General features: G+C 62.4%; 19 protein-coding genes and 1 tRNA gene. 14 read left to right on the forward strand and 6 right to left on the reverse strand.

Annotation, left to right across the window (positions count from 1 at the left end):
- Nucleotides 1–36 precede the first annotated feature (36 nt).
- Complete coding sequence (locus Q1A85_RS07585) at nt 37–3,693, reverse strand: vitamin B12-dependent ribonucleotide reductase (protein ID WP_299686960.1); 3,657 nt, start codon at nt 3,691–3,693, stop codon at nt 37–39.
- Between the two features lie 534 nt (nt 3,694–4,227).
- On the opposite strand from Q1A85_RS07585, the gene Q1A85_RS07590 reads away from it, so the two are divergent.
- Nucleotides 4,228–4,689, forward strand: a complete 462-nt coding sequence (locus Q1A85_RS07590; RefSeq protein WP_299686962.1) for a hypothetical protein — start codon at nt 4,228–4,230, stop codon at nt 4,687–4,689.
- A 3-nt stretch (nt 4,690–4,692) separates the two neighbouring features.
- Here the strand turns inward: Q1A85_RS07590 and Q1A85_RS07595 are convergent.
- The 4 genes from Q1A85_RS07595 to pdxH all read right to left on the reverse strand — a co-directional run bounded on the left by Q1A85_RS07595 (nt 4,693) and on the right by pdxH (nt 6,544).
- Nucleotides 4,693–4,769 (reverse strand) — tRNA-Pro (locus tag Q1A85_RS07595).
- A 43-nt stretch (nt 4,770–4,812) separates the two neighbouring features.
- Nucleotides 4,813–5,244 carry a DUF192 domain-containing protein gene (locus Q1A85_RS07600; RefSeq protein ID WP_299688552.1) on the reverse strand — a complete coding sequence of 144 codons (432 nt, stop codon included), beginning with the start codon at nt 5,242–5,244 and terminating at the stop codon, nt 4,813–4,815.
- Nucleotides 5,245–5,279: 35 nt separating this feature from the next.
- Complete coding sequence (locus Q1A85_RS07605) at nt 5,280–5,819, reverse strand: cold-shock protein (RefSeq protein ID WP_299686963.1); 540 nt, start codon at nt 5,817–5,819, stop codon at nt 5,280–5,282.
- 119 nt (nt 5,820–5,938) lie between these two features.
- Complete coding sequence (gene pdxH / locus Q1A85_RS07610) at nt 5,939–6,544, reverse strand: pyridoxamine 5'-phosphate oxidase (protein WP_299686964.1); 606 nt, start codon at nt 6,542–6,544, stop codon at nt 5,939–5,941.
- Between the two features lie 130 nt (nt 6,545–6,674).
- Here pdxH and fabI point away from each other — a divergent pair, with 130 nt between their 5' ends.
- The 7 genes from fabI (at nt 6,675) to Q1A85_RS07645 (ending at nt 14,446) form a co-directional block, all read left to right on the forward strand.
- On the forward strand, nt 6,675–7,481 hold the full coding sequence (fabI, locus tag Q1A85_RS07615) for an enoyl-ACP reductase FabI (protein ID WP_299686965.1): 807 nt from the start codon (nt 6,675–6,677) through the stop codon (nt 7,479–7,481).
- A gap of 3 nt (nt 7,482–7,484) precedes the next feature.
- Complete coding sequence (locus Q1A85_RS07620; protein ID WP_299686966.1) at nt 7,485–8,093, forward strand: LysE family transporter; 609 nt, start codon at nt 7,485–7,487, stop codon at nt 8,091–8,093.
- 3 nt (nt 8,094–8,096) lie between these two features.
- Entirely contained in the window at nt 8,097–8,615 is a 519-nt protein-coding gene (gene gpt, locus Q1A85_RS07625; RefSeq protein WP_299686967.1) for a xanthine phosphoribosyltransferase, read from the forward strand.
- 89 nt (nt 8,616–8,704) lie between these two features.
- Nucleotides 8,705–9,880 carry an aminotransferase gene (locus tag Q1A85_RS07630; RefSeq protein ID WP_299686969.1) on the forward strand — a complete coding sequence of 392 codons (1,176 nt, stop codon included), beginning with the start codon at nt 8,705–8,707 and terminating at the stop codon, nt 9,878–9,880.
- A 72-nt stretch (nt 9,881–9,952) separates the two neighbouring features.
- Entirely contained in the window at nt 9,953–11,797 is a 1,845-nt protein-coding gene (locus Q1A85_RS07635) for a peptidylprolyl isomerase (protein WP_299686971.1), read from the forward strand.
- 3 nt (nt 11,798–11,800) lie between these two features.
- Nucleotides 11,801–13,309, forward strand: a complete 1,509-nt coding sequence (gene trpE / locus Q1A85_RS07640) for an anthranilate synthase component I (protein WP_299686973.1) — start codon at nt 11,801–11,803, stop codon at nt 13,307–13,309.
- 99 nt (nt 13,310–13,408) lie between these two features.
- Entirely contained in the window at nt 13,409–14,446 is a 1,038-nt protein-coding gene (locus Q1A85_RS07645; RefSeq protein ID WP_299686975.1) for a succinylglutamate desuccinylase/aspartoacylase family protein, read from the forward strand.
- Between the two features lie 21 nt (nt 14,447–14,467).
- Here the strand turns inward: Q1A85_RS07645 and Q1A85_RS07650 are convergent, their stop codons facing one another.
- Nucleotides 14,468–15,958 carry a polysaccharide deacteylase family 2 protein gene (locus Q1A85_RS07650; protein WP_299686977.1) on the reverse strand — a complete coding sequence of 497 codons (1,491 nt, stop codon included), beginning with the start codon at nt 15,956–15,958 and terminating at the stop codon, nt 14,468–14,470.
- A 162-nt stretch (nt 15,959–16,120) separates the two neighbouring features.
- Here Q1A85_RS07650 and Q1A85_RS07655 point away from each other — a divergent pair, with 162 nt between their 5' ends.
- From Q1A85_RS07655 to glp, 6 genes are all read left to right on the forward strand, one after another.
- The gene (locus tag Q1A85_RS07655) at nt 16,121–16,702 is read left to right on the forward strand and encodes an aminodeoxychorismate/anthranilate synthase component II (protein ID WP_299686979.1); all 582 of its coding nucleotides are present in this window, start codon (nt 16,121–16,123) and stop codon (nt 16,700–16,702) included.
- The gene (gene trpD, locus Q1A85_RS07660) at nt 16,699–17,718 is read left to right on the forward strand and encodes an anthranilate phosphoribosyltransferase (RefSeq protein WP_299686981.1); all 1,020 of its coding nucleotides are present in this window, start codon (nt 16,699–16,701) and stop codon (nt 17,716–17,718) included. The genes Q1A85_RS07655 and trpD overlap by 4 nt, the downstream gene beginning before the upstream one ends.
- A gap of 129 nt (nt 17,719–17,847) precedes the next feature.
- Complete coding sequence (gene trpC / locus Q1A85_RS07665) at nt 17,848–18,663, forward strand: indole-3-glycerol phosphate synthase TrpC (protein WP_299686983.1); 816 nt, start codon at nt 17,848–17,850, stop codon at nt 18,661–18,663.
- A complete protein-coding gene (moaC, locus tag Q1A85_RS07670; protein ID WP_299686985.1) occupies nt 18,663–19,136 on the forward strand; it encodes a cyclic pyranopterin monophosphate synthase MoaC in 474 nt (157 codons plus the stop codon). Before trpC ends, moaC begins: the two co-directional genes overlap by 1 nt.
- Nucleotides 19,133–20,029 carry a GIY-YIG nuclease family protein gene (locus Q1A85_RS07675; protein ID WP_299686988.1) on the forward strand — a complete coding sequence of 299 codons (897 nt, stop codon included), beginning with the start codon at nt 19,133–19,135 and terminating at the stop codon, nt 20,027–20,029. Before moaC ends, Q1A85_RS07675 begins: the two co-directional genes overlap by 4 nt.
- Nucleotides 20,026–21,207, forward strand: a complete 1,182-nt coding sequence (gene glp / locus Q1A85_RS07680; protein ID WP_299686990.1) for a gephyrin-like molybdotransferase Glp — start codon at nt 20,026–20,028, stop codon at nt 21,205–21,207. The genes Q1A85_RS07675 and glp overlap by 4 nt, the downstream gene beginning before the upstream one ends.
- Nucleotides 21,208–21,224: the final 17 nt, after the last annotated feature.

Here is a 21,224-nt window from a genome sequence, read left to right on the forward strand (position 1 = left end):
CCCTCGCGCCCCATCCCCGGGACGCGTAACTCTTGCTCAGCTACACCCGGAGGTGCCGCCGCATGTGTTGCACTTCATGCAGGTGCCGTTGCGCACCAGCGTGTAGTTGCCGCATTCGCCACAGGCCTCGCCTTCGTAGCCCTGCATCTTGGCCTTGGTGCGCGCGTCCAGCGTCGTGGTCGCCGCTGTCACAGTGGTGGATGACACAGACATGCCAGCGTTGACCGCCACTTCGGGCACCAGCGTTTGCAACGCGGCTTCGGCGTCGATTGCTGCCTCGGCCATGCCACCTTGCAGCACAACAAGGTCCTGCGGCAGTCGCTTGCGCAGGTAGCCGGTCGAACTGATCTGTTTCAGCACCTCCAGCGACTTCGACGCCGCGGTCTCGGAAATTTCAGAGACGTTGCTCACGCCTTCCTCTTCGCCGCGACCAATGTCGTCAAACGTGGCCCCTTCGGGTTTCACATGCGCAAGATCCGTGCGGTCGAGGTAGGACACAGCCAATTCGCGGAACACGTAGTCGAGGATCGACGTAGCGTTCTTGATGCTGTCGTTGCCCTGAACCATGCCTGCCGGTTCGAACTTGGTGAAGGTGAAGGCGTCCACGAACTCTTCGAGCGGCACGCCGTATTGCAAACCCACGGACACGGCGATGGCAAAGTTGTTCATCATCGCCCGGAAGCCTGCGCCTTCCTTGTGCATGTCGATGAAGATTTCGCCCAGGTTGCCGTCTTCGTACTCACCTGTCCGCAGATAGACCTTGTGGCCGCCTACGATGGCTTTCTGGGTGTACCCTTTGCGGCGCTGAGGCATCTTTTCGCGGTGCGATTTGACGATCTCCTTGACGATGATCTTTTCGACCACCTTCTCGGCCAGCACGGCGGCCTTTTCGGTCACCGACCCGCTTTCCAGCACTTCGGCGGCCTCGTCGTCATCCTCGACCAGTGCCGCGGCCAGAGGCTGCGACAGTTTCGAGCCGTCACGGTAAAGCGCGTTGGCCTTCACCCCCAGCGACCACGACAATTCATAGGCGCGTTGGCAATCCTCGATCGTCGCATCGTTGGGCATGTTGATCGTCTTGGAGATTGCGCCCGAGATGAAGGATTGTGCCGCGGCCATCATGGTGATGTGGCTGTCAACGCTCAGGAAACGCTTGCCTTTCTTGCCGCACGGGTTGGCGCAGTCAAAGATGTGGTAGTGCTCTTCGCGCAGGTGCGGGGCGCCTTCCAGCGTCATGGTGCCACAGACGTGGTCATTTGCAGCATCAATGTCGGCTTTGGAGAACCCCAGCGATTTCAGCAAATCAAAGGTCGGGTCGTTCAACTTGTCCGCCGGGATGCCCAGCACGCCTGTGCAGAACTCTTCGCCCAGCGTCCACTGGTTGAACACGAACCGGATGTCGAACGCGCTTTCCAGTGCAGCGTCCACCTTGGCCAATTCGTTTGCGCCAAAGCCGTGACCGGCCAGCGTGGTGTGGTTGATCGCCGGAGCGTTCCCGATAGAGCCGTGGCCCACCGCGTAGCTGACGATTTCCTCGATCTGGGCCGAGCCGTAGCCAAGGTTTTCCAGCGCCGCAGGCACCGACCGGTTGATGATCTTGAAATACCCGCCACCGGCCAGCTTCTTGAACTTCACCAGTGCAAAGTCGGGCTCGATCCCGGTGGTGTCGCAGTCCATGACCAGACCGATGGTGCCGGTGGGCGCGATCACGGTGGATTGCGCGTTGCGATACCCGTTGGCCTCACCCAGTTTCAGCGCCTCGTCCCAGACCGCCATGGCCATGTCGATCAGTTGCGGATCGGGGCAGTTCGCGTGGTCCAGAGCAACCGGCTTTACCGCCAGCTTTTCATAGCCTTCAGTGGCGCCATAAGCGGCCGTGCGGTGGTTGCGCATCACCCGCAGCATGTGGTCGGCGTTTTTCTTGTAGCCGGGGAACGGCCCCAACTCGCCCGCCATTTCGGCGGATGTTGCGTAAGACACGCCGGTCATGATCGCCGTCAGCGCACCGCACAGCGCGCGACCTTCGTCGCTGTCATAGCCGTGGCCCATGTTCATCAGCAGACCGCCGATGTTGGCATAGCCCAGACCCAGCGTGCGGAACTCATAGGACCGCTGGGCGATTTCCTTGGACGGGAATTGCGCCATCATAACGGAGATTTCCAGCGTCACGGTCCACAGGCGGGCCGCGTGCATATATTCCTCTACCTGAAACTGGCCGTCCTTAAGAAAGGTCAGCAGGTTCATCGACGCGAGGTTACAGGCCGTATCATCGAGGAACATGTACTCGGAACACGGGTTTGAGCCGCGGATTTCACCGTCTTCGGGGCATGTGTGCCAGTCGTTGACCGTGTCATGGTACTGAATGCCCGGATCGGCACAGGCCCATGCGGCGTGGCCCACCTGCTCCCACAGTTCGCGCGCCTTGACCACTTTGGTGACCGAACCGTCAACGCGGCTGATCAGTTCCCAGTCGGCGTCCTTTTCAACGGCTGTCAGGAAGGCGTTGGTGACGCGGATCGAGTTGTTGGAGTTTTGGCCGGAGACGGAGTTGTACGCCTCGCTGTCCCAATCGGTGTCATACGTGGGAAACTCAATGCTGGTGTGACCCTGACGGGCATAATCGAGCACGCGCTTGATATATGTCTCGGGGATCGCAACTTTCTTGGCCGCTTTGACTGCGTCCTTCAAAGCATTGTTTTTCTTGGGATCGTAGGCGTCTTCGACAGCACCGTCCCACGTACCGATCGCCTCAAAGATGGCGTTCAGCTTTTGCTCGTGCATCTTGGAGCCCGCGACGATGGACGCCACTTTTTGCTCTTCGAGCACCTTCCAGTTGATAAAGTCCTGAATGTCAGGGTGATCGGCATCGACGATCACCATCTTGGCTGCTCGACGGGTTGTCCCGCCCGATTTGATCGCGCCCGCGGCCCGGTCACCAATCTTCAGAAAGCCCATGAGGCCCGAAGACTTGCCGCCGCCCGACAGCTTTTCGCCTTCACCGCGCAGGTGAGAGAAGTTGGTGCCTGTGCCGGAGCCGTATTTGAACAGACGTGCCTCGCGCACCCAGAGGTCCATGATGCCACCTTCGTTCACCAGATCGTCTGACACGGACTGGATAAAGCAGGCGTGGGGCTGCGGATGCTCGTATGCGGATTTGGATTTGGTCAGCTTGCCGGTGAAGGGATCGACATACATGTGACCTTGCGCGGGTCCGTCGATGCCGTAAGCCCAGTGCAGGCCCGTGTTGAACCACTGGGGCGAGTTCGGTGCGGCGCGTTGCGTGGCCAGCATGAACCGCATTTCGTCGTAATAGGCTTGCGCGTCTTCTTCGGTGGAAAAGTATCCGCCCTTCCAGCCCCAATAGCACCATGCACCTGCGAGACGGTCAAACACCTGCTTGGAGGACGTCTCACCGCCCATCTCCGCGCCCTCGGCTGGCACCGACCGCCACAGGAATTCCGGCACGCCGTCTTCTTCGACCTTGTCTACCGATGACGGTACGCCTGCCTTGCGAAAGTATTTCTGCGCGATGACATCACTGGCGACCTGGCTCCAGGTTGTGGGCACTTCGACATCGTCGAGGCGGAACACAATGGTGCCGTCCGGATTGCGGATTTCGGACGCCGTGGTCACAAAATCCAACGCCGCATATGCGTCCTGACCTGCCGTGGTGAATTGTCTTTCAATTTTCATCGCGCTGCCTCGTATCCAGCATGTTCATTCCTGAGCTTCCCCGACGTTGCGGAGTGCCCTGTTCTCGCCGACGCTTGGGGCGACAGATACCGACGTCTGACCGCTGTTTGCTGCGTGTCAGTCCGCGATGGATCATATCCTGAGGCGTACCAAACCTGTCCCTGCGCCTGCCGCCTCACCCTTAGTGTTGGCCACTAAATGTTGTGGTGTGCTGCTTGGCTTGCACAAGGTGACGTATCCAGCCCCCTGCCGTCAACGAGAAATTTAAACTTTTTTTGACGATATTTTCTTGACGGAGTGAGCCGGTTTTGCGTTGCCACTTCACGTCTGATTCACCGTGCGCAACCGTTTTGTGCAAAGACCTATTCCGTCCTTTCACCGGCGCGGAAAATTCCGTTTTACGCGGCAGGCTTAACCCCGCCTGTGGACGCTTTGGGTGAAGTTATCCACAAGCGGCACCCGTTACACGAGAAAGGTTTTGCCGCGCTGCGGAAAATGTGATGGTCTCCAGATACCCAACCCGAAAGGCACGAGATGCGACCAATTCTGCCCCTTTTGCTGGTCGCAGTGACGGCCTGCGCACCACAATATGTAGAGACGGTCGTGACAGATGACCAAGACCTGCCCGTGCGCCGTGCTGTTTTTGCCGAAGAGCCGCAGCCGCTGGACGCGGCATTCCGGTCTTCGTGCGACTCACCCGGGGATGAGCTTCGGCAAATCTCGCGTGCGGTTGTGCAGTGCCGCATCCCACCGCCCCCGGATGTGGCCGCGTTTCTGGTGCTGCAATATGACGGCGCCCTCGTGGCACCCACTTTGGTGGTGCAAAAGGAAACGGCCCGCGACGCGGCAGACGCCTTTGTGGTCGAACTGAGCTATTTTGCCGAAGTGATCCAGAAATCGGGCAACCCGCGCCGCATCTACTTCAAACAGCGGTCGCTGGACGGTCTGATGGACGAATTGCTCGCCGCGACCGGGGGCACTGTTGCCAATCGTTGAAACTGGTCGGAGCGAGAGGATTCGAACCTCCGACCCCCTGTACCCAAAACAGGTGCGCTACCAGGCTGCGCCACGCTCCGACCGTGCGCCTCTCATAGACATGCTTTTCAGGATTGAAAAGGCCTAGCAGGGCCATGCGGCGCGGGCTTGTCGAAAACTGGGGTGGCGCAACTGGTCGCCCACCTCCAGACCCAGCTGTCGCGCCAGCCCGCCATTGATCTCAAGAACGTGGGTAAGGCCCTGCCCGCCCTCGATCGGAGTTTCGTCCAGCGGCTGTGCCCGATGGTGGATGTTCCGCACGACGCCGGTTGCATCCACGAACAGCATGTCGAGTTCAATCAGCGTATTGCGCATCCAGAACGACAGACGCTGCGGTGCGGGGTAGATGAACAGCATCCCCGCCGACATCGGCATCGACGGGCGATGCATCAGACCCATGGCGCGTTCCTGCGGATCGTCGGCCAGTTCGACCGCAAATCGGGCTTCGCCAAATGCGCCGCGAATCCAAACCGTGTCTTCGACACAGGCCGCCGCAGATGCGACGGCGCTCACCATCCAGATGATAAGGGCCAGTGCTGCGCGCACGCGGTCTACTCCTCGTCGTCGCGCGGAAGTGCCGCCTCCCAGGCCAAAACCTCGGATGCCATGCGGCCGCGCTTGCCATCAATCACCCGCATCGCCAGCGCTTCGCCGGGTTGCAGGTCCGACAGACCCGACCGGCGCAGCACTTCGACATGCAGAAACACATCTTCGGCGCGGCCGAACACATTGGCAAAGCCGAACCCCTTGCCCTTATCGAACCATTTGACGCGACCGGGCTCAAGCGGTGATTGCGCGACGGTGTCAGGGTCCAGTTCGGCAATATCGGAAAGCGTAGATACCGTATCCTGCAACGGCGGGACGATCTGTAGGACTTCGACAGCCTGCACGCCGCGTTCGGTCGATTGGACGCGGATATTTACCCGCGCGCCATCCGCAACAGATGATTGACCAAAATTCCGCAAGACGTTCACGTGCAAAAGGATATCGGGGCCACCAGTATCGGCCACGACGAATCCAAAACCTTTAACGGGGTCGAACCATTTGACGGACCCAGCTACGAGGTCCGCTTCTTCATTTTCATTTTGCACGACGTGACTTTCGTTGAGTTGTGTTTTGTCGCACCCAAGACTTGCGCTATTTTGCGGACCCTTTTCAAGCAGTAAAAATCGTTAAAAATCAACATAATGCATTTCACGTGACGTGAAATTCAGGGGTTGAGCCGTGTCACTTGCCACGCATCAGCGGTGTTTTTCCGCTCCCAGCGGAACCGATCATGCAGGCGGAACGCACCGTCGGCCCACAGCTCGATTTCAAGCGGCGCGATCCGGTATCCACCCCAGAATGGTGGGCGGTCAGGGTCGGTGCCGTGGCGGGCAGTGACCCGTGCCACCTCTGCCATCAGGGCCGTGCGGCTGGCCAATGGGCGGCTTTGTTGCGACGCCCACGCGCCCAGACGCGATTGCAGCGACCGGGACTTGTAATAGGCATCCGCCTGCGGCCCGTCTTCTTTACTGACCAGCCCGCGCACCCTTACCTGACGACGCAGTGATTTCCAGTGCAACACAAATGCGGCCTTACCCGCGCTGTCCAATTCCCCGGCCTTGGCGCTTTCGTAGTTTGTGTAGAACACAAACGCGTCCGGCTCGATCTCCTTGAGCAGGACCATGCGCGCATTGGGCAGCCCATCCGCGTCCACCGTCGACAGCGCAATGGCGTTTGCGTCATTGGTTTCGGACGCTTCGGCCTCCTTCATCCAGCGCTGGATGATCGCAATCGGGTCATCGCCCTCGAAAATGCCGCTGCGCTCTGCCATCGCTTGTCCTTTGTACTCTACCCTGATCAGCTAGTGTAGCCGTCCGCGCAGTTCAACGCGTTGGCGTCTCTTGATGCAATGCGACGCTTGGCCTAAAGCTGAGCGCCATAATGCTTTTGGGGGCAGTACAATGACGACAGGTTTAATGGCCGGCAAAAGAGGCCTGATCATGGGGCTCGCCAATGACAAGTCGATCGCGTGGGGGATTGCGCGCGCTTTGCATGGTGCCGGGGCGGAGCTGGCCTTTTCCTATCAGGGCGAAGCACTGAAAAAGCGGGTCGACCCGCTGGCGGGACAATTGGGCAGCGATATCGTACTGCCCTGCGACGTAAGCGATGGCGCATCTATCGACGCACTCTTTGCCGATCTGAAAGAGCGTTGGGGCAGTCTTGATTTCATCGTCCATGCCATCGGCTTTTCCGACAAGAACGAATTGCGCGGGCGCTACGTCGACACCAGCCGCGACAATTTCACCATGACCATGGACATCTCGGTCTATTCTTTCACCGCTGTCATGCAGCGTGCGGAAAAGTTGATGAAGGACGGCGGCAGCGCCGTCACGCTCACCTATTACGGGGCCGAACAGGTGATGCCACATTACAATGTGATGGGTGTGGCCAAGGCCGCCCTGGAGGCGTCGGTAAAATACCTCGCAGAGGATCTGGGCAAAGACAACATCCGCGTCAACGCCATCAGTGCGGGACCCATCAAGACGCTGGCCGCCTCCGGCATCGGCGATTTCCGGTACATTATGAAGTGGAACGAATACAACTCGCCCCTGCGCCGCAACGTGACCATCGACGACGTGGGCAAATCGGCCCTGTTCCTGCTCAGCGATCTTGGTTCGGGGACAACGGGCGAAAACCTGCACGTGGACGCGGGCTATCACGTGGTGGGAATGAAGGCGGTCGACGCCCCCGATATCGAAAAGGGCTAAGCGATGAGCCTCACACTGGCAGAGCTGTTGGCGTTCAACACTGTTTTGCTGGCGGCGCTCGTGTCGCCCGGGGCCGCGATGCTCTTTATCACCAAGGCCACGGTAACCGGCGGCCGCGGTGCGGGCATCGCGACGGGGTTCGGTCTTGGCACGGCGGCAGCGCTTTGGACGCTTGCGGCACTGCTGGGGCTCGAAGCGGTCTTTACCCTCTTTCCCTGGACCTATACCGCGCTGAAGATCGGCGGCGCGCTCTACCTGATCTGGATCGCGGTGCAGACATGGCGGCACGCGCGCGCGCCGTTGGGCGATGCCCCCGCGCCTCGGGGCCGGGCAGTGCTGTCGGGGATGCTGCTGAATTTCGGCAATCCCAAGTCGATGCTTTTTGCCGCTGCTGTGATCGTCGTGGTCTTTCCACAAGGGCTCGCGGCGGCAGATATCGCGGTTATTGTCGCCAATCACTGGGCGCTAGAGTTGATCTTTTATACGGGCCTCGCGCTGGCACTCAGCACGCCGGGTTTACGTCGCGGCTATATCAACCTCAAACCCGTTCTTGACCGCATTGCCGCGACGCTTCTGGGCGCGCTTGGCCTGCGCCTGATTCTGGAGAAATAGACCATGGCAGACCGCCTCCCCCACGAAAAAGGGTTCCACGTCAGTTGGGACCAGATGCACCGCGACAGCCGCGCATTGGCGTGGCGGCTCGACGGGCAAGGTCCCGACGATGGCGCGTGGCGCGCCGTTGTGGCGATCACCCGGGGCGGCATGGCGCCCGCCATGATCGTGGCGCGCGAGCTGGACATTCGCACCGTGGATACGATCAGCGTCAAATCCTACCACTCGGGCGGCGGCAAGGCCGACCAGCGGCGCGAGGCCGAAGTGCTCAAATCCCCCGACGCAGAAATGATGGGCGACGGCACCGGGATTCTGATCGTCGACGACCTCGTGGACAGCGGCAAGACGTTGGAACTGGTGCGCAGCCTATACCCAAACGCCCATTTCGCCACCGTCTACGCCAAACCCTCGGGCGAGCCGCAGGTGGACACGTTCATCACGGGCGTCAGTCAGGACACGTGGATCTTTTTCCCATGGGACATGGCCCTGCAATACGTCGAACCCTATCGCGGCACGGACTGACCTTCGAAACCTTGGCGCCACACGTCCCCGTCTCTGTCCCCCAAAAATCCCCGCCGGAGGCTCCCTCCGCCAGCAAAGAGCACGACGAGATGCCTGCAACCCGCACCTCCGCCACCTTCCCGCCTCCCGTGATGGAGGCGCGCCGCTGGATCGAGGGCGTCACCTTTCCCGATGACCGCCCGCTCATCAATGTCAGTCAGGCCGCGCCGGTCGATCCGCCCCCACCTGCATTGCGACAGGCCATGGCCGATGCGGCGCTGACGCGCGACGATCTGCACCTTTATGGCCCTGTCCTCGGTATGCCAGCCCTGCGCGCGGCCCTCAGCCAGCAAATCAACCGGCACTATGGCGCGACGACCACAGCCGACAACGTCGCCATTACTTCGGGCTGCAATCAGGCCTTTGCCGCGGCCATCGCCAGCCTGTGTGACGAGGGCGACGAGGTGATCCTGCCGACACCATGGTATTTCAATCACAAAATGTGGCTGGACATGGCAGGTGTCACAGCCGTCCCCTGCCCCGCTGGCCCGGACATGGTGCCCGACCCGGCCACTGCCGCAGCGTTGATCACGCCGCGCACCCGCGCCATCACCTTGGTCACGCCCAACAACCCTGCGGGCGTCGAATACCCGGCGGGCGTCGTATCAGCCTTTTTTGATCTGGCGCGGGCGCACGGTCTGGCGCTGATCGTTGATGAAACCTACCGCGATTTCGACAGCCGGTCCGGTCCGCCCCACGACCTGTTCCAGCGCGATGATTGGGACGACACTTTCATTCACCTCTATTCATTCTCCAAGGCCTACCGTCTGACCGGCCACCGCGTCGGCGCCTTGGTCACGTCCGCCGCCCGACTGGCCGAAGTGGAAAAGTTTCTCGATACGGTCGCCATCTGCCCCGGCCAAATCGGACAATACGCAGCGCTCTGGGGCCTCGACAATCTGGGTCAGTGGGTCGCGGGGGAGCGGGACGAAATCCTCGCCCGGCGGCGCGCCATCGCGGACGGGTTTCGCGTGCTGGCGGATCAGGGCTGGGCGCTGATGGGGCTGGGTGCATACTTTGCCTATATGCGGCATCCTTTCGCGGCCAGCGCAGCCGAGATTGCGCCGCAACTGGTGCAACAGGCGGGCCTGTTGTGCCTGCCCGGCACCATGTTCTGGCCCGACGGTTCCCCCGAAGGCGCACAGCAATTGCGCATCGCCTTTGCCAATCTGGACGCAGACGGGATCGACGAGATGTACAAAAGACTGTCAGCGGTGCGGTTCTGACACCACCTGCTCTTGCCCAGCCCCCGTCCCGCCGATAGACACCTTTGAAATCAAACGATCACGAGGCGGATCATGGCCAAAGGCTCGAACAAACTGTCGCAAACCGCTGTGTGGATTCTGCTGGGCCTTTTGATCATCGCCCTCGGCGGGTTCGGGGCCACCAACCTCAGCGGCAACATCCGCACCATCGGTCAGGTGGGTGACAAACATATCGACGTCCAGACCTATGCCCGTACCCTGCAACAGGAAATTCAGGCGGTCAGCGCCGAAACCGGCGAGCCGCTGACATTTGCCCGCGCGCAGTCCATCGGCCTTGATCAGGCCGTTCTGGCCCGTCTGGTGCGCGCCCGCGCGCTGGATCACGAGGCCGACGTGATGGGTCTAAGCGTGGGCGACGAAGTGATCCGCGACGAAATCCTGAACATTCCGTCTTTCCGGGGTCTCGACGGGTCGTTTGACCGCGAAGCCTACGCGTTTGCCCTGCAAAACAACGGCACCAGCGAGGCGCAGTTTGAGACGCAGCTGCGCGAGGAAGTCGCGCGCACCTTGCTGCAAGGTGCTGTGATGTCCGGCGTGACCATGCCCGACACCTATGCCAAAACCATCGTGTCCTTCCTTGGTGAGACCCGCGATTTCACATGGGTCCGGCTTGATCTGACCGATCTGGCGGAACCAATCCCGGAGCCGGACGACGCCACGCTGCGCGCCTATTACGAAGAAAATATCGACGATTTCCAATTGCCCGAGGCCAAGCGCATCACCTATGCGGTGCTGCTGCCCGAACATGTTCTCGACACCGTGGACATTCCCGAAGACCAGTTGCGCGCCGAATATGACGCCCGCATCGACCAATACGTGCGCCCCGAGCGGCGGCTGGTCGAGCGGCTGGTTTATCTGGACGAAGCCGAAGCAGAGCGCGCGGCGGCCCAGCTTGAGGTTGACGGCACGACATTCGAAGCGCTGGTCGAAGCGCGCGGCCTGACGCTGGATGACGTGGATATGGGCGATGTGAATCGGTTGGAACTGGATGCGGCGGGCGAAGCTGTGTTCAACGCCAATGTCGGCGATGTGGTTGGCCCCCTCGCCTCTGACCTTGGCCCGGCCCTGTTCCGCGTCAACGCGGTTCTGCCCGCCCAGACCACCACGTTCGAGGACGCGCGCGATTTCATTCAGGAAGAGCTTGCCAGCGATGCGGCCCGCCGCCAGATCGCGGTGCTGGCCGAAGAATACGACAACATGCTTGTCGGCGGTGCCACAATCGAAGAGCTGGGCACAGACACCGAGATGCGCGTGGACACGATCGACTGGTGGTCCAGCAATGGCGAAGGTATCGCGGCCTATAACGGGTTTACCGATGCCGCCCGCGCACTGACCGAAGACGACTTTCCCGAAATCGTGCAACTGGACGATGGCGGCATCGTGGCACTGCGTCTGGACGAGGTGCTGCCGCGGCGGCCTCTTCCCTTTGATGAGGCCAAGCTGAACGTGCAGGGCAACTATGAGGCCGGGCTGACGGAGGCTGCGCTGACACAACAGGCAGAGACGGTCATCCCCGCGCTGGAAGCAGGCGAAAGCTTTGCCGCCCAAGGGCTCGACAGCATCGTCGAGACGGAACTGGACCGCGGCGCCTTTGTCCAAGGCACCCCGCCCGCCTTCATGTCCGAAGTGTTCGATATGGAACCCGGCGAGGTGCGCACATTGTCCGCCTTTGGAGCGCTGATCATCGTCCGGCTGGACGCCATCAACCCAATCGAGAACAACGAAGAAGCACAGGTCGAAGTGGCCCGGCTGAACGAGGAGATCGGGCAGATCGTGGCTGGCGAAATCTTTAATATCTTCGGCGAAGATGTCGTTCTGCGCGCAGGCCCGCAGATCAATCAACAGGCGCTGGACGCCGTGCATGTGAACTTCCCCTAAGCTATGGCCATGATCCCCGAATATGACGCCTTCGCAAAGGCTTACGATGCGGGGCGGAACCAAGTTGTCTATACGCGGCTGGCCGCCGATCTCGACACGCCCGTGTCCCTGATGCTCAAGCTGACGGGCGCACAAAAGGACGCCTTTGTACTGGAATCCGTGACCGGGGGCGAAGTGCGCGGACGCTATTCCATCGTCGGTATGAAGCCCGACCTGATCTGGCGCTGCGATGGCGAGACGGCGCACATCAACCGCTCAGCCCGCTTTGACCCGGACAACTTCACCGCCGTTGCGGGCAATCCGCTCGACACGCTGCGCAGTCTCATCGCGGAAAGCCGGATCGACCTGCCCGACGACTTGCCACAGGCCGCCGCAGGCCTTTTTGGCTATCTGGGATATGACATGGTGCGCCATGTGGAACATCTGCCGGATGTGAACCCCGATCCGCTGGGCCTGCCGGATGCGCTGATGCTACGCCCATCGGTTGTGGCGGTGTTGGACGGGGTCAAAGGCGAGGTCACGGTCGTGTCTCCGGCATGGGTCAGCGACGGCCAATCCGCGCGCGCGGCTTATGCACAGGCTGCCGAACGTGTGATGGATGCCGTGCGGGATCTGGAACGCGCAATGCCGATGGAAACGCGCGATCTGGGTGACGCGTCCGAGCCATCAGAACCGGTGTCGAACTTTACCAAAGAGGCCTACAAGGCTGCCGTGGAAAAGGCCCGCGAGTACATCGTCGCGGGCGATATCTTTCAGGTGGTGCCAGCGCAGCGCTGGACACAGGAATTCCGCGAGCCGCCCTTTGCACTCTACCGCAGTTTGCGGCGCACAAACCCGTCGCCGTTTATGTTCTATTTCAATTTCGGCGGCTTTCAGGTGGTCGGAGCCAGCCCGGAGATCCTCGTGCGCGTCTTTGGCCGCGAGGTGACAATCCGCCCTATCGCGGGTACGCGGCCACGCGGAGCGACGCCGGAGGAGGATCGCGCGCTGGAAGCGGACCTGCTAGCCGACAAAAAGGAGCTGGCCGAGCACCTGATGCTACTGGATCTGGGCCGCAATGATGTGGGCCGCGTGGCCAAGATCGGAACAGTCCGCCCCACAGAGGAATTCATCGTCGAACGCTATTCCCACGTGATGCACATCGTGTCGAACGTGGTGGGTGAATTGCACGAAGACAAAGACGCGCTTGACGCGTTCTTTGCCGGGATGCCCGCAGGCACGGTGTCCGGCGCGCCCAAGGTGCGCGCGATGGAGATCATTGACGAGTTGGAGCCGGAAAAGCGGGGGGTGTATGGCGGCGGCGTGGGCTATTTCAGCGCGGGCGGCGACATGGACATGTGCATCGCGCTGCGCACGGCGGTGGTGCAGGACCAAAAGCTCTATATTCAGGCCGGGGGCGGTGTCGTCTATGACAGTGACCCCGAGGCGGAATACATGGAGACCGTGCACAAATCCGGTGCAATCCGGCGCGCGGCGGCGGATGCGGCCCGGTTTTCGGGTGGCAACCGGTGAGCGCCTCCTTGCGGTTGCGGCACCATGTGACGGATCGGCCCTCCGGGGGGGATTTTTTCAGGACAGAGACGGGGACGCGCCGCGCATTGAGATCAGGCCATGGCGCGTGACCCATTTGTCATAGGCGGGCAGTCTGTTGTGCCCGGGACAAAAGCCTCGGTGGCCTTGCCGGTGTCGGCCATGCCGGATCACACACAGGTCGATCTGCATGTGGAGGTGATCCATGGCAAGCGCCCCGGACCCACGATGTTTGTCAGCGCCGCGGTACACGGGGACGAGGTGATTGGCGTCGAGATCGTGCGGCGTCTTTTGCGGTCGCCGCAATTGAACAGTCTGCGCGGCACGTTGCTGGTTGTGCCCATCGTGAATGCCTACGGGTTTTTGGCCCACTCGCGCTACCTGCCGGACAGGCGGGACCTGAACCGCTGTTTTCCCGGCTCGACCGCTGGCTCTCTTGGGGCGCGGCTGGCGCATATCTTTTTGAACGAGGTTGTGTTGCCCTGCGATTTTGGCATCGACCTGCATTCGGCTGCGGTCCACCGGACCAACCTGCCGCAGATCCGGGTGACGCCGGGCGACGCGATCACCGCCAGAATGGCGCGCGATTTCGGTGCGCCTGTGATCCTGACATCCCCCCTGCGGGACGGATCGTTACGTGGCGAAGCAGCGGCACGCGGCACGCCCGTGCTGCTCTATGAGGCGGGCGAAGGTCTGCGGTTCGACGAATTTGCCGTGCGGGCGGGTGTCGCGGGCATCCTGCGGGTCATGCGCGCGCAGAACATGGTGCCTGCCAAAGGCATTGCACGGGCCCGCACCCCATCGCTGGTCTGCCGCAGTTCCAGTTGGTTGCGCGCGCCCTCTGGCGGGCTCTTGCGGACCTTTCGGGCCGAGGGCGATCTGGTGGCAGAAGGCGATGTGCTGGCCGCCGTGGCGGACCCCGCAGGTGCCGCCGAGACCGAGTTGCGGGCGCCCGGCCCCGGCATCCTGATCGGACGCGCGGTGCTGCCAGTGGTGAACGAAGGCGACGCGGTGTTTCACCTCGCCACGTTAAGCCCGCAGGCGGATGTGGACACGGTCGAAGCGCTGACCGCACAGCTCGAAGCCGATCCGATGTTTGACGAAGACGAAATCATCTGACGACCGCTTGATTTGGTGCACCTACTGCGCCGCCTCTGCCGCCGCCAGCGTTTTCAACACATGAGACACCGGCGCAAGGGCAACACGCTGCGCGCGGTCCTGCAATCCCCAAAGCAGCAGCGCCGAAATCGTGTCGGGCCGCAGCCGGCCCACCATGATCACGCCGCCTTCCTGATCTGCGCGAAACGCCGCTTGATCCAGAAACCGGCGGATCACGGTGGGCGTCTGCCCGGCGCTGTCAAAGTCGCGAAAGATCAGGCCCGCAGGCACGCCCGCCCGCACCGCCAGCTTTTGCGCCGTGTTCAGCCCCTTGGATTGCAGCACCAGACCGTGACCGCTGGCCAAGACGTATTCGGCCACCTGATCGGAGGCTTCGCGGCTTTCCTGAAGGCCGGTGCCCACGCCTTCCATGACGGCAACCGCTTGCGGCACGGCGGCGATGGCCGCCGACAGGTTCACTTCGGTATCGCTGCCCGTTGCACCTGCGGGCAAATCCAGCAGCGCCATGACCTCGAACCCTTGCGACCGGAATTCCGCCGCACGTTCCGCCGCATCCGGCAATTGCGCGTCCACGGCAAAGGTCAGTGGGTAGGGAAAGCTTTTGAGAGCGGCAAGACCCACGGGACCACCTGTCAGGTCAGTGCCGGTGTCCATCAGAACAATCGACATAACCGGTTTGTCTTCGGGGTTTTCGAACGCTGCGGCAAATTGTTCGATCGGGGGTCCGACTACATCCACCGGCACCTCTTCGGCTTCGGCAGGTGTGTCTGTCCGGTCCACCAGTGAAGTCGCGGGCCGCCCGATTGTCGGGCGCCCGGCATCTTCTGTTGTGTCTTGGGTCGCGTCCGCCTCCGGCGTTTCGGGCGCCTCGGTCACGTCGACCTCGGGCTGGGCCGCGGCTGGCGCCTCGGGCGAGGCCGGGCTTTCGGGGGGTTGCGCCGTGTCCGGTGCGTCGGGCCGGGTGACACTGGCCGTGTCGGGCGCGGGCGCTTCGGCGGCGGGCGTTTCGGGCGCGTCGTCCGCTTCGGGGGCAAAGGCGGTTTCGATATCGGGCACATCCGGTGCGGGCGGCTGCGCCGGGTCGGTCGAAATGGACAGCTCTGCCCCGGTGTCAGGGGCCGCAACAAGGGCGCCCTGCGGGCTGGGCAGCACCGGTGCCTCACTGTCCACAGCCACGGCGGCGCTGTCTGCGGCGGCTGCGGGATCGGTCAGATCATCTGCGGCCCCGGCCTCCGGCACGGGCGCGGTGTCGGAGCCTGCCGCCTCTGCGGCGGCCACGTCGTCAGCGTCCGGGCTGGTCACCTGTGGAGCCGTCCCGTCAATCGCCAGATCGGCATCCGTCACAGCCGTAGCATCAGCGGCATCTCCGGGTGTCGGTGCTGCGGTGGCCACAGGGCTGTCCGCACCGGCGCGCGGTGCCTGCGGCGGATCGCTGAGAACCGACGCAACGCCAGCCCCCAGCACACTCACCACACCGCCCACGACAAGGCCGCCCAAAAATCCTCGTGCCATCGCTCGTTACTCCGCCTGCTGTCCCCGTGCGCCCCCGCTTTGCGGTGTGGCGCATCTGCCCTGCCCGGACCCGACCGCTGCCCTTGACGGCACCGGCCAAGCCTGAACATGTTGGCGCGACTATAAGCCCCCGCGCGGCCCTTGAGAACACCGAAGACGACCATGCTGCTTTTGATCGATAACTATGACAGTTTCACCTACAATCTCGTCCATTATCTGGGCGAGCAAGGCGCCGACGTTGTCGTGCGCCGCAACGATGCGCTTGACGTGCAAGAGGCCATGGGGATGCGCCCGGATGCGATCCTTTTGTCCCCCGGACCCTGCGATCCCGATCAGGCGGGCATTTGTCTGGCGCTGACGGCAGCGGCGGCGGAAACCCGCACACCGTTGATGGGAGTGTGCCTTGGCCACCAAACCATCGGCCAGTGCTTTGGCGGCAAGGTGGTGCGCGCCGACGACATCGTGCACGGCAAGCTGGGGACCATGCATCACGACGGCAAGAGCGTGTTCAAGGGCCTGCCTTCGCCCTTTCAGGCAACGCGGTATCATTCGCTCACCGTTGAGCGTGCGAGCCTGCCGGAGTGCCTCGAAATCACGGCAGCGTTGGAAGACGGCACCATCATGGGGCTGGCGCACAAGGAATTGCCCATTCACGGCGTGCAGTTCCACCCCGAAAGCATCCGTTCCGAACATGGGCACGCGATGCTGCAAAATTTCCTCGATCTTGCGCCGGTGTCGGCATGAGCGATGCGCTGAAGCCGCTGATTGATGCGGCGGCCAACGGCCCGCTGACGCGCACGCAGGCCGAAGCCGCGTTTGAAATTTTGTTTGAGGGGGACGCAACGCCCTCGCAAATCGGCGGCCTGCTGATGGCCCTGCGCACCCGCGGCGAGACGGTTGATGAATATGCCGCCGCCGCCGCCGTGATGCGCGCCAAATGCAAGCCGGTCCGCGCGCCCGCTGGTGCCATGGACATCGTGGGCACGGGCGGTGACGGCAAGGGCACGCTGAACATCTCCACCGCGACCGCCTTTGTGGTTGCAGGCGCGGGCGTGACCGTGGCCAAGCACGGCAATCGCAATCTCAGCTCCAAATCCGGCGCGGCGGACGCGCTGACCCAGATGGGCCTGAACGTCATGGTCGGACCGGAAGTGGTGGAACGCTGCCTGAACGAAGCCGGGATCGGCTTTATGATGGCCCCGATGCACCACCCGGCCATCGCCCACGTCATGCCCACCCGGGCCGAACTTGGCACGCGCACAATCTTTAACATCCTCGGGCCGCTCACCAATCCTGCGGGCGTGACACGGCAATTGACCGGGGCATTTGCCCGCGACCTGATCCGCCCCATGGCCGAAACTCTGGGCCAGTTGGGATCGGAGGCGGCATGGCTTGTCCACGGCTCCGATGGTACGGACGAATTGACGATCACCGGTGTCTCGTGGGTTGCGGCGCTCGACAATGGCACCGTCACTGACCGGGAAATCCACCCGGAAGATGCAGGCCTGCCCGTCCACCCGTTCGAAGCCATCCTCGGCGGCACACCCGAAGAGAACGCGACCGCCTTCCGGGCGCTGCTGGATGGACAACACGGGGCTTACCGCGACGCCGTGCTTTTGAACGCTGCGGCGGCGCTGCACGTTGCGGGCGCCGCCTCCGACCTCAGGGACGGGGCAGAACAAGCCGCCGCTGCCATTGACAGCGGTGCCGCCAGCGCCAAGATCAAGGCCGTTGCAGACATCACGCAGAGCGCGGGCTAGGCCCGTCTCTTTCCCGAAAACATCCCGGGGAGTGTGAGGGGGCCCGGACGCGCATCCTTGATGCGCTGACGGGTTTGCGGCATAGCCGCTGACAGCCCCCTCACTCCCGAAATCAGACAAGAGCGCACCATGACCGAAACGATCCTCGACAAGATCAAGGCCTACAAGCTCGAAGAGATTGCCGCCGACAAGGAGGCCATGCCGCTTGACGCGGTCGAGGCGGAGGCACGCAATGCCCCACCCGTGCGCCCCTTTGCCGACGCGCTGCAAAAGGCCAGCCGCGAAGGGTACGGGTTGATTGCCGAGATCAAAAAGGCGAGCCCATCCAAAGGGTTGATCCGCGCGGACTTTGACCCACCAGCCCTCGCCGAAGCCTATACCGCCGGTGGCGCGACCTGCCTGTCCGTTCTCACCGACACACCCAGCTTTCAGGGGGACAAGCAATTCCTCGTAGATGCCCGCGCAGCCTGCGATCTGCCGGTGTTGCGCAAGGACTTTATGTACGACACCTATCAGGTGGCCGAGGCGCGCGCTCTTGGCGCCGATTGCATCCTGATCATCATGGCCTCAGTGAGTGACGCCCAAGCCGCCGAGCTTGAAGCGGCGGCGACCGATTGGGGCATGGACACGCTCATCGAAGTGCACGACGCCGAAGAACTGGAGCGCGCCAGCGCCCTCGCCAGCCCATTGATCGGCATCAACAACCGCGATCTGCGCACGTTCGAGACGTCCCTTGACGTCACGCGCACATTGTCCAAGCGGGTGCCCGTCAACCGCACCATTGTCACGGAAAGCGGGTTGAACACGCCGCAGGAACTGGCCGACATGGCCATGTATGGCGCGCGCTGCTTTTTGATTGGCGAGAGCCTGATGCGTCAGGACGATGTGGCGGGTGCGACCCGCACGCTACTCGCCAACCCACTGACATCTGGCGGGGGGATGTAATGCCGCTCACCCATTTCGACGATACAGGGGCTGCGCATATGGTTGACGTGTCCGACAAGGACATCACCGACCGCGTTGCGGTTGCGCAGGCGCATATCACCATGGCGCAGGACACCTTTGACCTGATCACGCAAGGCCGGGCCAAAAAGGGCGACGTGATCGGCGTCGCGCGTCTTGCTGGCATCATGGGCGCCAAGCGGACCGCAGACCTCATTCCCCTGTGCCACCCCCTGCCCATTTCCAAGGTTGCCATTGACCTTGAACCCGACGCGTCCCTGCCCGGCCTGCGCATTACCGCCACGGTCAAAACCACCGGCCAGACAGGTGTCGAGATGGAAGCGCTCACCGCCGCCTCCACCGCAGCGCTGACGGTCTATGACATGGCCAAGGCCGTCGACCGCGCGATGGAAATCGGCGGCCTGCGCGTTGTGCTCAAGGATGGCGGCAAATCGGGGCGCTATGAGGCGGAATGACCCCGAACGCGCGATCTCTGGAGCTTTTCTTTGTTGATGGACGGCCTGACGGTCTTCTGACGGCGCAAGTCTTCAATTGGACGGGTCACGTTCTGCGCATACCGCGAACACAGATCTCCGAAGGGCTTGCGCGGCATGAGGCAGGGCACACAGGTGTCTACATTCTTCTTGGCGACAGTGGCGGCGCGCCGCTTGCCTATATTGGTGAGGCCGAGAACATGCGCCAGCGCCTTCAGGCACATGTGGCCGGCAAGGATTGGTGGGATGTGGCCATTCTTGTCTCCACCACGGATGATCAGTTGCACAAAGCGCATGTCAAATACCTCGAAGCGCGCCTGGTAGAGATTGCCAAGTCCATCGGCCACGTTCCCCTGGACAACAGCACGTTGCCGGCCCGACCCAGCCTGACCGAGGCCGCCCTTGCAAATATGGAGAGCTTTCTTGGCTTTCTGGGCATAGTCTTGCCTGCAATCCGCGTGGACATGTTTTTGGACAAGACCCGCGCCGAGAAACCTGTTGCGGAAACGAATGTGCAAACACTGCCGACATTTGTATTGCGCACCCCCAAGCATCACATCGAAGCGTTTGCAGTTCTCGAAAACGGAGAGATAGTCGTCCAGAAGGGCAGTTATGCACGCGCAGAATGGGCTGGTAGCGTCGACACCAAGTCCCACTATTTCAACCTTCATGCAGAGCTGTTGCAAAGCGGCGTGCTGGCACCCGAAGGTCCGCGCGCCATATTTACCCAGAACTACGCGTTCAGCAGCCCCAGCGCGGCAGGTGCTGTGATAAATGGGCGATCAACCAATGGCAGAACGGCGTGGGTCGAACAGTCGACGGGTGCAACATTCGCCGAATGGGAAGCAAAACGACTTGAGGCGACATTGCCATGATCTCCGTCGCCGAGGCCCTCGATCACCTCTTTGCCCTTGCGGACCCGTTGCCGGTTGAAACCGTGGACCTGCGTGCAGCCGCCGGGCGGGTGTTGGCGCAGGATGTCTTTGCCACACGGACGCAACCGCCCTTTGATGCCTCGTCCATGGATGGCTACGCGCTCAAATCCGTCGAAGCGGACCTGCACGCGCAGTTCAAGGTTGTCGGCGAAGCTGCCGCAGGTCACGGCTGGGACGGTACGCTGGGCGCGGGCCAAACCGTGCGCATATTTACCGGCGCACCGGTGCCTGCGGGCGCGGACCGTGTTGTGATACAGGAAAACGTGACCCGTACGGGCGACCTGATCACCATCACGGACGACAGTGACACCAAAAGCAACATCCGTCCTGCCGGTATCGACTTTTTCGAAGGCACGGACATGTCCGCCCCACGCCGCCTGTACCCCGGTGATGTCGCCCTGCTCGCCTCGATGAATGTCGCGCGGGTGCCGGTGGCGAAACGGCCCGTCGTTGCCCTGATCTCCACCGGGGACGAATTGGTGATGCCGGGCGAAGACCCCGCGCCGGATCAGATCATGGCCTCCAACACCTTTGGTCTCGCGGCGAAGCTCGACGCCCTTGGCGCGGAGGCTCGCATTCTGCCCATCGCCCGCGACAACGTAGCATCGTTGCGCACCGTGCTGGGCTTGGCCCGTGGCGCTGACCTTGTGGTAACCATTGGCGGCGCCTCCGTTGGGGATCATGACCTGGTGGCGGGTGTCTCTGCCGAAATGGGCATGGATCAGAGCTTTTACAAAGTGGCGATGCGCCCGGGAAAACCGTTGATGGCAGGACGGCTGAACGGCACGCCCATGGTAGGCCTGCCCGGCAATCCAGTCTCAGCCATGGTGTGCGGCACAGTGTTTTTGGCCCCGATGCTGCGCGCGATGATGGGGCTGCCCGCAACCCCTGCCCCGCAGGTCCGGCGGACGCTCTCCGCACCGCTTGGGGCCAACGGCCCGCGGGCCCATTATATGCGCGCCATCGTGCAGGGCGACAGCGTCGCGGACGCAGGCGCGCAGGACAGTTCCCTGCTTAGCGTTCTGGCCTGCGCCAACGCCCTGATCGTGCGCCCCCCACATGACCCGGCCCGCGCCACGGGCGAGGTCGTCGATGTCATCCTCCTTGACAACAGTTGACACAAAACGGGAACGTC

Origin of the sequence: uncultured Tateyamaria sp., from assembly GCF_947503385.1 — a bacterium.
GTDB lineage: Bacteria > Pseudomonadota > Alphaproteobacteria > Rhodobacterales > Rhodobacteraceae > Tateyamaria.

Bases quoted from the DNA above. Each gene is read 5' to 3' on its own strand.
- glp (WP_299686990.1), top strand. From the start codon at position 20,026: ATGATCTCCGTCGCCGAGGCCCTCGATCACCTCTTTGCCCTTGCGGAC.
- fabI (WP_299686965.1), top strand. From the start codon at position 6,675: ATGACGACAGGTTTAATGGCCGGCAAAAGAGGCCTGATCATGGGGCTC.
- Q1A85_RS07630 (WP_299686969.1), top strand. From the start codon at position 8,705: ATGCCTGCAACCCGCACCTCCGCCACCTTCCCGCCTCCCGTGATGGAG.
- Q1A85_RS07590 (WP_299686962.1), top strand. From the start codon at position 4,228: ATGCGACCAATTCTGCCCCTTTTGCTGGTCGCAGTGACGGCCTGCGCA.
- Q1A85_RS07585 (WP_299686960.1), bottom strand. From the start codon at position 3,693: ATGAAAATTGAAAGACAATTCACCACGGCAGGTCAGGACGCATATGCG.
- Q1A85_RS07620 (WP_299686966.1), top strand. From the start codon at position 7,485: ATGAGCCTCACACTGGCAGAGCTGTTGGCGTTCAACACTGTTTTGCTG.
- Q1A85_RS07655 (WP_299686979.1), top strand. From the start codon at position 16,121: ATGCTGCTTTTGATCGATAACTATGACAGTTTCACCTACAATCTCGTC.
- moaC (WP_299686985.1), top strand. From the start codon at position 18,663: ATGCCGCTCACCCATTTCGACGATACAGGGGCTGCGCATATGGTTGAC.
- Q1A85_RS07600 (WP_299688552.1), bottom strand. From the start codon at position 5,244: ATGGTGAGCGCCGTCGCATCTGCGGCGGCCTGTGTCGAAGACACGGTT.
- trpE (WP_299686973.1), top strand. From the start codon at position 11,801: ATGGCCATGATCCCCGAATATGACGCCTTCGCAAAGGCTTACGATGCG.
- Q1A85_RS07650 (WP_299686977.1), bottom strand. From the start codon at position 15,958: ATGGCACGAGGATTTTTGGGCGGCCTTGTCGTGGGCGGTGTGGTGAGT.
- Q1A85_RS07635 (WP_299686971.1), top strand. From the start codon at position 9,953: ATGGCCAAAGGCTCGAACAAACTGTCGCAAACCGCTGTGTGGATTCTG.
- trpD (WP_299686981.1), top strand. From the start codon at position 16,699: ATGAGCGATGCGCTGAAGCCGCTGATTGATGCGGCGGCCAACGGCCCG.
- Q1A85_RS07645 (WP_299686975.1), top strand. From the start codon at position 13,409: ATGGCGCGTGACCCATTTGTCATAGGCGGGCAGTCTGTTGTGCCCGGG.
- pdxH (WP_299686964.1), bottom strand. From the start codon at position 6,544: ATGGCAGAGCGCAGCGGCATTTTCGAGGGCGATGACCCGATTGCGATC.
- gpt (WP_299686967.1), top strand. From the start codon at position 8,097: ATGGCAGACCGCCTCCCCCACGAAAAAGGGTTCCACGTCAGTTGGGAC.
- Q1A85_RS07675 (WP_299686988.1), top strand. From the start codon at position 19,133: ATGACCCCGAACGCGCGATCTCTGGAGCTTTTCTTTGTTGATGGACGG.
- trpC (WP_299686983.1), top strand. From the start codon at position 17,848: ATGACCGAAACGATCCTCGACAAGATCAAGGCCTACAAGCTCGAAGAG.